Genomic DNA, 12,508 nt, shown 5'->3' on the forward strand with positions numbered 1-12,508 from the left:
GGAACGTTGACCGACCCCATCGTCATGACCCCTGTCGCGCACGTCGTCGGTGGTCGCACCGAGCCGACCGACGACTACTGGGGCGGCACCCGCTCGATCATCCGGATCGACCCGGACGCCTACACCGAGGAGTCGGTCGCTGGCCTCGACGAGTTCTCCCACCTGGAGATTGCCTTCTTCTTCCACCTGACCGACCAGTCCGATCTCCACCCTGGTGCGCGCCGCCCGCGTAACAACCCGGACTGGCCCGAAGTCGGGATCTTTGGGCACCGGAACATGCGCCGTCAGAACTGGCTTGGCGTCTCGCGCTGCCGACTCCTGTCCATCGACGGCCTGGACCTCCACGTCGAAGACCTTGACGCCGTCGACGGGACTCCGGTGCTGGACATCAAGCCGTGGTTCGCGGAGATGGGGCCGCGCGGCGAGACACGGCAGCCGACGTGGGTGTCGGAGATGCTTGGTGACTACTTCGCCCCGGCCCGGGGCGAACAGCTTCAGCCCTGACTTCCGCAGGTGCTAGGGAGCCCAAGACAGACCTTTGGCCCATTGGCTAACGGGTGGCCAATTATCCTTCACCTCGACAAATTTCGAGACGAGGAGATCCGGTTGGCCGACGCTACACCAGGAACAAGTTAGCCACTCGCATTGCGCGACCGCTTGAAGGGTACTCACTGGTCTGCGCGTACTGGATCCCAGTCAAACAGAACGTCTGCATTTTCCTGCCCACGCCCGTAAGAAAATCCACGTAGACCGAGGTTTCGCTCACACGAGACGGCCGCGGTATCGAAGAGACCTGCCCCATGTTTCTTTTCCCACTGCCATGGGTGTTCGTCGTCCCAATAGTGCCGTGAAAGGTCCGAACCAGTTAGGACGAGCGGCAGGTTTGGCACGGTCTGGCCAGACGTAGTCTCGACTTCGGGCGCCCGCTCAATCAACTCGCGCAACAGATCCACTTCGTCTTTGCCAAATTCATCCTTGAGCGTGGCAAACAAGAGAAGGCATCGAACGCCCTTGGCGCCGAGTCGATCACGAAGAAACTCGAGGTTTTCAACATCGCGCCTATCTATGCGATTTCCGGCCTTGACCTCACCCAATACGAGCACCCATTGCCTATCCGCGATATAAGTGGCTACGTCAACCTCAACCAAACGACGACCGATCTTAACCGCCAGACCGAGCACGAGCGGCGGCGATTCGGCGCTACTGCGCAATTGGCGGAGCAGTGATGTCGTTGCCAGCGCTGGAAGGAGTGCTTCAATCTGGTCAGCCCTCAAGTGTGCAGCCAATCGATACCGCCACTCGGGCCGAGAGAGACCGTGGGAGAGCGCCAGATTGAACGTTTGCCCGCAGAACTCACAGCGCATCGTTGCCCCAAGTTGATCCGCAGACACATAGCTTTCAACCCGACACTCGCTACAATGCACTTTTAGCGTAGGCACAAAAATCCCACTATTGAACAAACGATTTACCCAAGCGATGGCATATTCCCGAGGTGATGGCTGCGGTCCCCCAAGGCTGTCGGGCCAGTTTCCCCGCTTTTCTTCGACCACTCTTCGCAAGTGAGGGAGTGAAACGCCAACAGGGCGGCCTGCGGCGAGAGTCACAGCAGCTCGAACTCCAGGTTGGTTGAACACGCCGCTGAACGGGCCTCCGAATTTTTCTGCGGCGCGTGTCTGGAATTTCCCTACGTCCGACTGTTCAACCTCGCACTCATCATCGTCGAAGAATAGTCTCATTACCTCAAGGTTGTATGCGAACGGGATCCGGACCTCGGCGTAATCTGCATCCAATCCAAGCACAAGTCCGTCATATCCGGTACGGGCCTGCTGGACCCCCTCCATAAAGTAGAGATTGTCGACTAGTGCCGAGTGGCGCCGCAAAGGGGGTATCGCTGCGGTGATTCGTGGATCTTGGCCTTGGACCTCATCTACCTCGACCTCTGCTGCGACCACTCCTCGTGCGAAAGCGTACTCATCCAAACTCTCGCGCAGGGGGATGCGGGGTAGGTCAATCTCGACCCACGGGGTTTCGGGGCGAAATTCGGATCGAACTGAACGCGTGAACGGCGTGTCCAAACCCTGAAAGAGAAAGCGCGGCGGCGGTGGTAGCTGTTTCGACGGTGCGGGGCGCCCCGACGCGCCTGCATAATCTTCGATCGCGGCAGACGCGTCCGCCGAGGCGTGGTCGATTCCGTAGACGTCCAGACTTCGCTTCGACCCGCCTGAGTTGGGGTCGGAGGCATTATCGTAATCAAGTCTCGAGAGCAAGTGATGGGCGAGTTCGCGTTCGCAATCTGCTGGGAGACCAATCGTGGGGTTTCCGTAAGCTCGATGATTCCAGAATGCAACTGCGTTACTGGGCTCGCTGGGTTGTATCACAAACACGCTGTCAGGAGCAGAGGGTTGAGGGCGTCGGTGCTTCTTTATGTGGATAAGTGTCGCCGACAATGCGCCGACAAGCGTTTTCGGGGATAGATTGGCCGTCGGCAGATCCGCATAGTGAATCGTCTGAAGGTTAGGCGTTGTAATTTTGTCTGCAACACCCCAAATTGCCGCCATGGACAGATCTGAGTTCTCGGCGTCCCACCGTGGGATCACCAAGTCCTCCGGATTTAGGAGAGCTTCGATCGGCAGTAGTTGCTTGCGCATCGAACGGCTCTCTTCATTGCCGAACGGACCCCAACGTCCACGGCCGCGCCAAAGCCATCCGGGCTTCCGTAGAAAATCGGCCAGGACGCCCTCTGTAACGTCGGCGTATAGCGAATCGACATCGTACGCTCGACCTAGGCGCTCAAGTTCCTCGATCGGCGTTTTGATGTCAAATATCGGCATTGAGGCACCGCCCCACACAGAACTCAATTCGGCGATCGCTAGTCGAACCTCGGCGGCCGAATTTGTATCAACTAGCATGCCTACTCGCCATGGCCGAATTGTCACCCGGCCTCGAAGCTCAGCAGATTCCCGTGCCATGCTGTGATCCTAGGGTTCGGCGCACTGAAAGTCTCGCGAGTTCGGCGTCTGCGATGGCCCGGGGCCGCTGGTCAACGTCGTCCGAACAGGCCACGCCTTCGCCTTCGCCCGTTCATGTCGAGCCTGGTCCTGCGCTTCCATCGCTGCCCCGTGCAGTCCAGTCACGCCTGTATGCCAGGGGTGCGGGGACTCGCAGTGCCCCGTGCGATCACGGGGCCCCTCGGGCTCGGCCCGGCTCGAAGAGGTTAGCGAACGTCAGAACTGCTAGATTCCAACGATCCCAACGTGGCCAGCCCAGGCCGTCTGCCAGGTACGACTTCGAACTCAGTTACAACATCCGCTCAGCGTGAAGTGTCAGCGGAAGCGCGCGTCAGTACGTGGCCAAGGGCTGACATAGGTGAGGCCGGTCATGAGCTCCTGAGCGTCGCTGTGGATCGCTACGAGACGCCGGAGCGGATCGGCTGGGTAGGGGACGTCTTCTGGGGCAGGCTGCGGAGGCAACGGGGTGGACGTGCCAGACTCCCGCTGCACCCGAAAGCAAGCCTCGTTGTGAGCCTTCCACGTGTCGTACAAGTGGGGATGCGTCCCGAGGAACCAGAAGTGCGATGTCACTAGTTGCGCAGCGTTGAGCACCTGCTCAGCCTCATCTGCATTCGACAGGCCTGCTACCGGTTGCCCATCGAGTGAATGGAGGATGTTCCTTAACTCCAGAACGCCCAGTGTGATCGCATACAGCAGAACGAGTTCACTGGTGTAGTGGTCGTACTTTGGCCAGCCGAGGAGAGCGTTCTGCCCGTACGACTCGCGACGATGGTCAACGACGGGATGGGCGTACCCGCTGAGGAAACGGTAGTGGGCCGCTAGCCGCCCGGCGTCGATGTCATCGACGAGACCGTTCTCCTTCAGGTTCTCGACCAGAGAGGACCACCTCAGATAGACGCGCCACAACGTCTGGTTCTCGCTCGCCATCTTCCGAAGCTCCTCCCTACTGATCGCCCAATCCTCGGTCTGGATGCTTGGCGGGCCTAGCGTCGGACGGTACTGCTCAAGAAGGAAGTAGTAGATGCTGATCTGGCGGCGGTTCCCGTCGCCGTCGGGCTCCGAGTACAGACCTTCGCGCACGATACGGACCTCCCCCTTTCTAGTCCGCGTCCACTCGCGAATGGTGTTGGTCCAGTCCGCGCCTGCAGCTCGGGCTTCCTGCCACTCGTCCCACTTGACCTCGTCCACGCCGCTGTAGTGCTGCACGAGCGTTCGGCCCTGGAACACAAGCCAGTCGAGCACCGTTTGCTCCAGGCCGGTACGCAGCAATGCCAGCGCCGAGTCGTAACGGAACTTGTTGGCGAGCAGGACCGCAGAGTCGAGATGGATGGCCAGTCCACGGACTCGGTCCGCCATGTCGGTCAGGTCCATGTACTGGACGCCATCCCATCGAATCAACGACGGGAAGCGCTCCATCAGTCCGTAGAGCGACGCCCATACGCGGACAAGTTCGGAATGCTGGTCATCGGCAGTCACGAAAGGATTGTGACGCGAACCTCTGCCACTGCGACAGCACACGGCGGAGGACCGTCGATCGACCCGTTGATCGACCCGTTGTCGAGACTCCCAGAGTCCCTAGACACACCTGCCGCCCTCTCGCGAGTCACCTAACACATGAAGGAGAGAAGCATCATGGACATCAGCGTCATAGATCCGGCAGAGCGCGCCCGTCTTGTCGCCGGCATGCCATCGGGCAGCGACACTCAGGTCGCCGAGCGCCTGATCGAGCGTTGCGACACTCTGGCCGAGGCCGAAGAGATCGTCCGTCGGATGACTCCCGCGTTCCCGGCGCCGCAGGCCGTACCGCCACCGATGTGGGCGAACGAGATCGACGGCCCTTGGGCGTGGGAGTACCCCGACCGGCGCTGGGCACGCCGTGTCGCGCGCAGTGGCGAGATCGCAGGCCGGTACATGGCCATCGACGCGTTCCAGTACGTGGAGGCAGACAGCGACCCGGTAGTTCTCAGCCACCCCGGTACGAACCTAGGTGACATTGACGGTCGTGAGCTCACGCCGGAGCAACTGGCGGACTTGGGGCGGTGGCTCATCGATGCGGCCGACGCCGTGCGGCGCGCTGGAGACACACTGGCGTAGGAAGCGGGAGGGCCCGAGGCCTGAGTGCTGATGCGAGTCTGGTCGTAACTCATGGGCAGGCCGTAGCGGCCGCATTGGCGCGTTCGCCGTTTCGCGTCTTTCGCGAGTCGTTTCCTCAGGGCTGCCAGAGGCTTGGGGCGCCCCGTGCGATGACGGGGCGCCCCCGGACTCGGCCCGGCTTGAACGGGCTGCCACCCTCTCCAATCGGGCGCGGTCATCCGGAGCCAGCGCGCCTTGGGCGAGGACCGGGGGAAGAGCCTACTGGCGAGGTCTGTGGCGGCGTTCAGCGGGGGCGGCTCGGTACACATCGGGTACACATGACCGCCGTCTGAGCCCATCTCACGCCACCCTCGCCAACGCACCGCGGCACCGGCAGAACCGCGAAATTCCAACGATCTCGCGGTGCCCAACCAATTCGGCGGACACCGCGAGACATACCGGTACACCCTCCGGGAGAACCCGGCGTACAGTCCAGCTCATCGTTCGCGTGGATCTGGCTCGTCTCCAGGGCGTTAGGGTGCAGCGTGGACCGTGTGCACCTTCAGAACTCGTTCGACGAGGTCTTGGACCAGGCCCTGATCTTCCATGGCTTCGCCGATCACATGAGGGACTACGACCTCTACGTCTACGCGACGGCGGATCCACGCACTGGAATCTCGCCGGAGCACCTGCGTTATCGGTTCACTCACTGTGTTCGTGCGACCGTCACGACCGCTGTGCGCCGCGATGCCTGGGCGGTGTCGCTCGGCGACGAGTTCACCGACTATTCCCAATGGGAGGGGGCCGGCGAGCCGGACGGGTACGTGTGGGGTGTGCGGTGGCACGTCCTCTATCCGGGGATCCGTCTCCTGCCGGAGTCGACCGAGGCGGGGCAATGGTCGGCCGAGCTGGGAGTCCCGTTCCACACGGCGCGCGTGGAGACGAACGCTCACGTTATCGAGCTCGTCTTCTCCGATCTCCGTATCGACCGGATCGCCCCCGGCCACACCGTCCTCTTCATCGACGAGACCGGTCCCGACGGCAAGATTCCGCTGAGATGACACAGCCACGGTGGGCCGGGCTGGGAGGATTCGACTGTGAAGGACCCGGATTCAACGATGCCAGCAGCATGGACCCACGCGGACGCATGGGTCATGACCGCCGTCGCGGGCGCAGCAGGGCCCGCGCTGAGTGACGTGATCGCTTATGGTGACGCGTGCAACCACGCGATCTTCACCGACGAGGAACTCGCCATCGGTGTGGGGCGGCTGGTCGCCTCCGGCCTCATGGAACCCGCCGCGTCCGATCGACTCACACTGACGCCTTCGGGCGTCGAACTTGCAGGCCGCCGAACGGGTGGCTTGTTCGGGCAGGTGGACTCGGTGCTGCGGCTCCTGAACCACGTTGAACTGGTCGAGGGCCGCTGGGACGTCGAGGCCGACAGCATCACCGCCGCAGTCCGCACATACCAAGACCGCGTCCGACGTCGCTGACCACACCGCGATCATGCGCATCATGCAGTCCGCAGATAGTCCGCAAGAGGTTCGCACCAGGCCGTCTGGCCCCAACGCAAACAACGGCCGGGAACGTTGGAATTCCAACGTTCCCGGCCGTCGTCGCTCTCACCACACCGTGCCGGATGTCCGGACTGCGATCCCCGTACTACCGGTGACGGCGGCCCGCGGGCCGGACCTCGGCTAGTCGAAGACTTCGAACCGGTTCAGGAGCACGCCGTCCTCGTCGGACAGCACGGCGGCCTCCAGCTCCAGCAGGGGTATCGCGTCGTTTCCGTCGTCCTGTTCGACGAACGGCTTGCCCACGTAGGGGTTCTTGCTGGTGCCGGTCGGGTCGGGGTGGTAGCGCCAGTGCGCGCCGCGGTGGCGCCGGGCGATCTCGCCGAGATACCAGACCGCGCCCTGGACGAAGTCGTCGTTGGCCGGCTCGCGCACGGCGTCCCTGGTGGCGATCCGACGGCGGAGGACCTGCTCGAGCGGCAGCAGCGAGTCCGGGCTGAAGTCCAGGTCGCCGGCCCGGCCGGTGGCGGCGGACCACTCGGGGAACCGTTGCTCGCGGACGGTCAGCCAGCGCGTGAGCCACGGGTCCGCCGGTGCGGCGCCCGAGAGTCCCGTGCGGAGGGCCGGCCGGTCCGTGCGGTGCGGTTCCCAGAAGGGGTCCTCGACCCGGTGCGCATCGGCCAGTGCCTGGATCCGTGCGTACTCGGCCGACCACACCGTGCCCGAGCGTCGGGCGAGGGCGTCGACGACGAGCCGCATGGGCTCGGCGGTCTCGCCGACGTCGAGGTCGGCGACGGGGAGGTCGGAGTCCGGGTCCCACGCCCAGGCGCCCCCGCCGATGGTGAGCAGGACCTCCCCGAGATAGCCACCGGCGGTCTCGGCGAGTCCCTCGCGGGGCGGCTGCCCGGCCGGTGTCTCGGCGAGCAGGATCTGTTCCAGGTTGTGCAGGGACTCCACGGAATGGTCGAGGGGTTCGTCGGGTCCCACGACGAAGTCCTGGAGTCCCGCAAGCATCGGCTCGAGCCGCTCGCGCCAGTCGTCGAGCTTCGCATCGGTCGCGTCCCGCATGAGGGTCACCGTATCCGCCGCGCCGAACGGCCGCTGCGGATCACCGAAGTTTCGGCCAGGGCCGAATTGGGTTGAAACGGGTGGCCGTCGGAGGTGAAGTTGCCTCACTTGTCAGAAGCCACGACGTCCGCTGTGAGAGACGTGTGCGGACGCGACGACTCATCGGAGAGGAACGCGCGTGCCCTACACGACCGAAGCTCGACGGCGCAGTTCGCGCCTGCTGGCGATCCTGATGTCGTTCGGCCTGCTCTTCGCGCTGGTGACCGTGCCGCAGGCCGACTCGGCACACGCGGCACCCCTCACCGGCAGGCTCTGCCGGGACTACTTCAACCTCCCCAAGCCCAGCAACCCGCGCACCACCATGCCGACGCCGGACGAGATCGCAGAGCTCGGCGAGCTGCCGCTGGACTACGAGAACCCCGCCGAGCCGGTGCGGAACACCGAGCTGCCGAGCGACGACCCGGAGGAGGTCCGGCGCCAGTACGGCACGGACTACCGGAAGCACGCCGTCGGTACCGAGGAGCACCTGTTCAAGCGGTGGAACGCCTACCTGAAGGCGCACCCCGAGATCGAGGACCCCAACGAGTACTTCCCGAAGTACCGCGCCTCGTACGTCACCGTGCACGACAACAACGCCCGCGGTCACGCGTTCCACAAGCTCGTCGTCGAGCGGCTCGGCCTGACCGGCGACGACTGGCTGTGCGAGAAGACGGTCGGCCCGCGGGGCAGCCGGGTCCGGGTGGACATCGTCCACCGGACCACCAGGTTCCCGATCGAGGTGAAGGCGGGTCCTGGGCACACCCCCGGCCAGACGCGCAACTACCAGGTCAACATCGGGAACGGGAACCTGTCCCGCGGGATGTTCGTCCACGCCCAGACGCCCGACGCGACGACTCGCGAGGCGATCCGGCAGGCCGGCATGGACTCGACAGAGATCCGGGCCAGGGCCAACAAGACGAACGCGGTCCCCAACCGCGGCAGCACCACGCTGGCTCCGAACCTGCGGGGGTCCATGAGCGTCGTCGACGACATGGGCCGGCAGTCGGGGCGGAACGCGGCCGAGGCCCGCCAGCTCCAGAACGTCCCGCGGGACCTCGGGGCACGTGACTACGGGTTCCGGCGGCCCGGCGGCATCGACTGGTCGACGCTCCAGCTCAACTACCTGGAGATGGACCCGGGCACCGGCGACGTCGGCTACGCCTTCGATGCGGCGGAGAACCCGGACGAGGCCGCGAACCCGTCGTTCGGCGGCGAGGAGGCGATCGACCTGACGTCGGATGCCTTCTTCACGTGGCTCGCGCTGCCCGACCAGGTGTTCTGGGTCAACCTCAACCCGGACCAGCCGGACCAGATCGTCGACCCCCTGTTCGGCGACACCGACGCCGCGCGCGTGCTGCTCGAGGCCGACCTGGAGATGAAGCGCGACTACACCAACCTCACCAACCCCGAGACCGAGGTCGGTGCGGCGTACTGGGACTCGCTGCAGACCAACCCCGACGGCAGCGTGTGCTGGCCGAGCAGCCGGCAGTGGATCACCGCCGCGCCCGCGACGGTCCGCCAGGAGGGCGACCGGCTGTACATCCTCGACGCGCCGCTCAAGGTGAACAAGGAGCGGATGGAGTTCACCACCTACCCACCGGGCTACGAGCCGTGCGAGGCGACCGACGAGGTCATGGAGCACAACTTCCAGATGCTGCAGGAGCACATCACGCCGGTGGTCGAGGAGCTGGTGAACACCGATCCGAAGTACGCCGACCTGCGCCGCGTCTACCAGGCCCGCGTCGCGGCCGCCTGGGTCAAGCAGCGCAACGCGGCGGACCCCGGCCCGTACGACGAGATCATCAGGAGCGGCGACGCTTCACGCTGGCCGGAGGGCACCGCATGGGAGCCCAGGGACGTCTGGGACGAGATGATGGAGCAGGACTGGAACCGGGTCCAGTTCGAGGTCACGCGCACCGAGATCGTCAACGGCGAGGAGTGGACCTTCACCTACCCGATCTACGGCGGCGTCGAGTGGGACAAGGCCCCGCAGGACCCGATGCCAGCCGCGAGGTTCGAGCGCGAGCACCCGGAGCTGCCGCGGACCGTCGAGGAGTCCCGGGTCGATCCCGTGAGCTACGGCGAGGAGGGCGACGTCTTCCTCGGCGGCGGGACGCTGCAGGAGCAGTCCGACCCGCCACCGGAGCCCACGCCGACTCCGACCCCGACTCCGCCGGCCGAACCGCCGGCCTCGAAGGATCCGGAGGACCCGCCGCTGTTCGCCACGGGGTGATCGCCTCCTGCGGGCCGGGGCAGTGGCCGGGGGGTGGCCGAACCGCAGGTTGAACGTGATCCACACGCCGAACCGCAAGTTTGACGTGACCCGAGCGGCCGAACCGCAAGATGTACGTGGTCCTGGTGCCGAACCGCAAGTTAGATGTGACCCGAGCGGCCGATCCGCAAGTTGCACGTGGATCGGTGCGCTGGAGCACCCGCACCTTGCGGTTCGGCCCCTCGGGTCACATACATCTTGCGGTTCGGCCGGTCGCGTCACGTTTCACTTGCGGTTCGGCCGCTCGGATCACGGGTGCGTTGCGGTTCGGCCGCCGCGGTCAGAGTAAGTTGCGGTTCGGCGGAACCCGAACCGCATGGATCTTGCGGTTCGGCCCCCGCGACCGAGGAGGCATCCGCATGACCGACGACGTGACCGACCCGGACGCGGCGGGTGTCGCGAACTTCGCGCACGAGCTGGGTGTGCTCAAGCGGCTGCGCCGTGCCGGCTGGTGGCAGGTGGGGGTCCGGGACCCCGAGTCGGTCGCCGAGCACAGCCTCCGAGTCGCCCAGCTCGCCGCGCTGATCGCGGCCGAGGAAGGTGCCGACCCGGCCCGCGCCGCCTACCTGGGCCTCTGGCACGACTCCCAGGAGACGCGGACCACCGACCTCCCGCACTCGTCGCGCGCCTACCTCACCAGGACCGTCGACAACGTGACCATCACGCGGGACCAGGTAGCCCACCTGCCCGACGCGGCGGCGAAGTCGGTCACCGAGGCCGTGACCGAGTACGAGGCCCGGGACACCCTGGAGGCGCAGTGCGCCAAGGACGCCGACAAGCTCGAGTGCCTGCTGCAGGCGCTGGAGTACCGGGCGGCCGGCCACCAGCACGTCCAGAAGTGGATCGACAGCTCCCGCGCCGGCATCACGACGTCGTTCGCAGCGCGCGTGGCCGACGCAGCCCTGGCCGGCAGCACCATGACCTGGCACGACCAGGCCCAGCCCTGACCGACAGTCTGATCTCTGTTGCTTGGTACGGCTTGTGGAGAACACGGGGGCGCCAGTGACGTCGGACCCAGCCATCCAGTGGGCCGTGACCGGCCTCTTCGCCGCCCTGAGCGCCCATTCCCTGTGGCGCCTCGCCACGACCCGCGCCCTGTTCGTCGCCCTGGGCTACCTGCTCCACCTGAGCATGAACCTCGACATGGCCGCCATGGCCTGGCCGTGGTGGTCCCGGCTCCCGGCGCTGCCCCAGCTCGCCCTCTTCTCCGCCGCCGCGGTGTACTTCGCCGCCGCGGCGGGCTGGTACGCGACCGAGGCGCTGCCCGACGGCGCGGCCGCCGTCCGCCAGCGATCGCACCATCACCAGGACGCGCGGACCCAGGCGACCCACGCGGCCATGATGCTCGCGATGGTCTGGGCGGTGGCGGTCATGAGCCGGGCGCCGCAGGCGCACCACCTCGGCCACGGCGCGGGGCTCGGCTCCTGGACCACAGCGGGAGGCGCGGCGCTCGCCGTCGGCGGCACCCTGTTCGTGGTCGACGCCGCCCGGCACCTGCGCGAGCGCGGCTCGATCTGGAACGCCACCGGGTCCGACCATCTCGCGGGCGCTCTCATGAGCTTCGGGATGGTCGCGATGTGCGGGCTCATGCTCGTCGTCTGACCGGCCGCCGGGCAGGCCCGGCGCGCGCGGCCGGTCCGGTACGCCCGTCAGACGGGTCCGGCACGCCCGTCAGGCCGGTCCGGTATGCCCGTCAGGCGGGTCCGGCACGCCCCGCGGGCTGAGATGATCGGCCGACGGCGCCGTCCGCTCAGCCCGCCTGCTGCCTCCCCGTCGTATGCCGGGGCCGCAGCGCACGCTCCAGCATCTCGGCGTCACGCGCCGTCAGGTGGTCCGCGAACCGGAGCAGCGCCCCCTCGCGGTCGCCCGTGCCTTCGAGCGCCGACAGCATCGCGGCGCTCGCGCGCTCACCCTCCGAACGGGTCGGCCGGAAGCGGACCTTCCGGGGCGACGTCGCTACCCGGACCACCTCCCCCTTCTTCTCGAGGCGGTCGAGCACCGTCAGGAGCGTCGTGTACGCCGGGACGTGCTCGTCCCCGAACGCCTCCTGGATCGCCCGCGCCCCGATCGCATCCTCGTGGTCCCAGAGGATGCGCATGACTTGCGCTTCCAGCTCTCCGCGCTCGCGAGTCCTGCCTGACATGTTGCCCTCCTGGGCAGGACCCTACTGCACGGGTGGCCGCGCGCTTCGGAGCGGGCGGCCACCCGTGCCCGCGTCAGGCCGGCTGGAGCGCCGCCGCGTCCAGCGCGCCGCTGCGGGCCTGCTCCACCAGGTCCGCGAGCTGGTCGTGGCTCATCTGGATCCGCTGTCCGAAGTCGTCGGTGATCACGATCTGCCGCTCGGGCTCGGCAGTCGGGTCGACGAACAGCTCCGGGCAGCCGCAGTCGCACTTGCCGCAGAACGTCGCCACATGAAGAAGTCGGGAGTTGTCGCTCATCACTTTCTCCTCTGCTGGGAACGGAACGGTGCGGGGCTCGCGCGCTGCCCTCTACGAGGGTCACGTACATCTCTACAAGACGTCAAGATATCG

Annotated in this window: 12 protein-coding genes; 7 read left to right on the plus strand and 5 right to left on the minus strand. The window is 66.1% G+C overall.

The genetic code is table 11. The features are described 5' to 3' along the window. The first annotated feature begins 6 nt into the window (after positions 1-6). Positions 7-504 (plus strand): SAM-dependent methyltransferase, encoded by a 498-nt coding sequence (locus tag AC0QU1_RS03380; protein WP_483574334.1) that lies wholly within the window; start codon positions 7-9, stop codon positions 502-504. A 164-nt stretch (positions 505-668) separates the two neighbouring features. On the opposite strand, the gene AC0QU1_RS03385 is transcribed toward AC0QU1_RS03380, so the two are convergent. After that, positions 669-2,969, minus strand: a complete 2,301-nt coding sequence (locus AC0QU1_RS03385) for a hypothetical protein (protein WP_483574336.1) — start codon at positions 2,967-2,969, stop codon at positions 669-671. A 354-nt stretch (positions 2,970-3,323) separates the two neighbouring features. Then, a complete protein-coding gene (locus AC0QU1_RS03390; protein WP_483574337.1) occupies positions 3,324-4,487 on the minus strand; it encodes a hypothetical protein in 1,164 nt (387 codons plus the stop codon). 156 nt (positions 4,488-4,643) lie between these two features. Between AC0QU1_RS03390 and AC0QU1_RS03395 the strand changes: the two genes are divergently transcribed. The 3 genes from AC0QU1_RS03395 to AC0QU1_RS03405 all read left to right on the plus strand — a co-directional run bounded on the left by AC0QU1_RS03395 (position 4,644) and on the right by AC0QU1_RS03405 (position 6,577). Then, on the plus strand, positions 4,644-5,105 hold the full coding sequence (locus AC0QU1_RS03395) for a hypothetical protein (RefSeq protein ID WP_483574338.1): 462 nt from the start codon (positions 4,644-4,646) through the stop codon (positions 5,103-5,105). A gap of 524 nt (positions 5,106-5,629) precedes the next feature. Then, entirely contained in the window at positions 5,630-6,145 is a 516-nt protein-coding gene (locus tag AC0QU1_RS03400) for a YxiG-like protein (protein ID WP_483574339.1), read from the plus strand. Positions 6,146-6,238: 93 nt separating this feature from the next. Beyond that, positions 6,239-6,577, plus strand: a complete 339-nt coding sequence (locus tag AC0QU1_RS03405; RefSeq protein ID WP_483574340.1) for a hypothetical protein — start codon at positions 6,239-6,241, stop codon at positions 6,575-6,577. Between the two features lie 204 nt (positions 6,578-6,781). Here AC0QU1_RS03405 and AC0QU1_RS03410 read toward each other — a convergent pair whose 3' ends face one another. After that, positions 6,782-7,666: a hypothetical protein gene (locus AC0QU1_RS03410; RefSeq protein ID WP_483574342.1), complete on the minus strand. Its 885-nt coding sequence runs from the start codon at positions 7,664-7,666 to the stop codon at positions 6,782-6,784. Positions 7,667-7,844: 178 nt separating this feature from the next. Between AC0QU1_RS03410 and AC0QU1_RS03415 the strand changes: the two genes are divergently transcribed. The 3 genes from AC0QU1_RS03415 (at position 7,845) to AC0QU1_RS03425 (ending at position 11,579) form a co-directional block, all read left to right on the plus strand. Continuing rightward, the gene (locus AC0QU1_RS03415; RefSeq protein ID WP_483574344.1) at positions 7,845-9,938 is read left to right on the plus strand and encodes a hypothetical protein; all 2,094 of its coding nucleotides are present in this window, start codon (positions 7,845-7,847) and stop codon (positions 9,936-9,938) included. Positions 9,939-10,336: 398 nt separating this feature from the next. Next, positions 10,337-10,924 carry an HD domain-containing protein gene (locus tag AC0QU1_RS03420; protein WP_483574346.1) on the plus strand — a complete coding sequence of 196 codons (588 nt, stop codon included), beginning with the start codon at positions 10,337-10,339 and terminating at the stop codon, positions 10,922-10,924. Positions 10,925-10,979: 55 nt separating this feature from the next. Then, on the plus strand, positions 10,980-11,579 hold the full coding sequence (locus tag AC0QU1_RS03425; protein ID WP_483574348.1) for a DUF5134 domain-containing protein: 600 nt from the start codon (positions 10,980-10,982) through the stop codon (positions 11,577-11,579). 148 nt (positions 11,580-11,727) lie between these two features. Here the strand turns inward: AC0QU1_RS03425 and AC0QU1_RS03430 are convergent, their stop codons facing one another. Both AC0QU1_RS03430 and AC0QU1_RS03435 read right to left on the minus strand, forming a co-directional pair. After that, a complete protein-coding gene (locus AC0QU1_RS03430) occupies positions 11,728-12,120 on the minus strand; it encodes a BlaI/MecI/CopY family transcriptional regulator (RefSeq protein ID WP_483574349.1) in 393 nt (130 codons plus the stop codon). Between the two features lie 73 nt (positions 12,121-12,193). Next, positions 12,194-12,415, minus strand: coding sequence for a hypothetical protein (locus AC0QU1_RS03435; RefSeq protein ID WP_483574351.1), 222 nt, complete (start codon positions 12,413-12,415; stop codon positions 12,194-12,196). Between the last annotated feature and the right edge of the window lie 93 nt (positions 12,416-12,508).

This window comes from Promicromonospora noduliphila, from assembly GCF_056951025.1.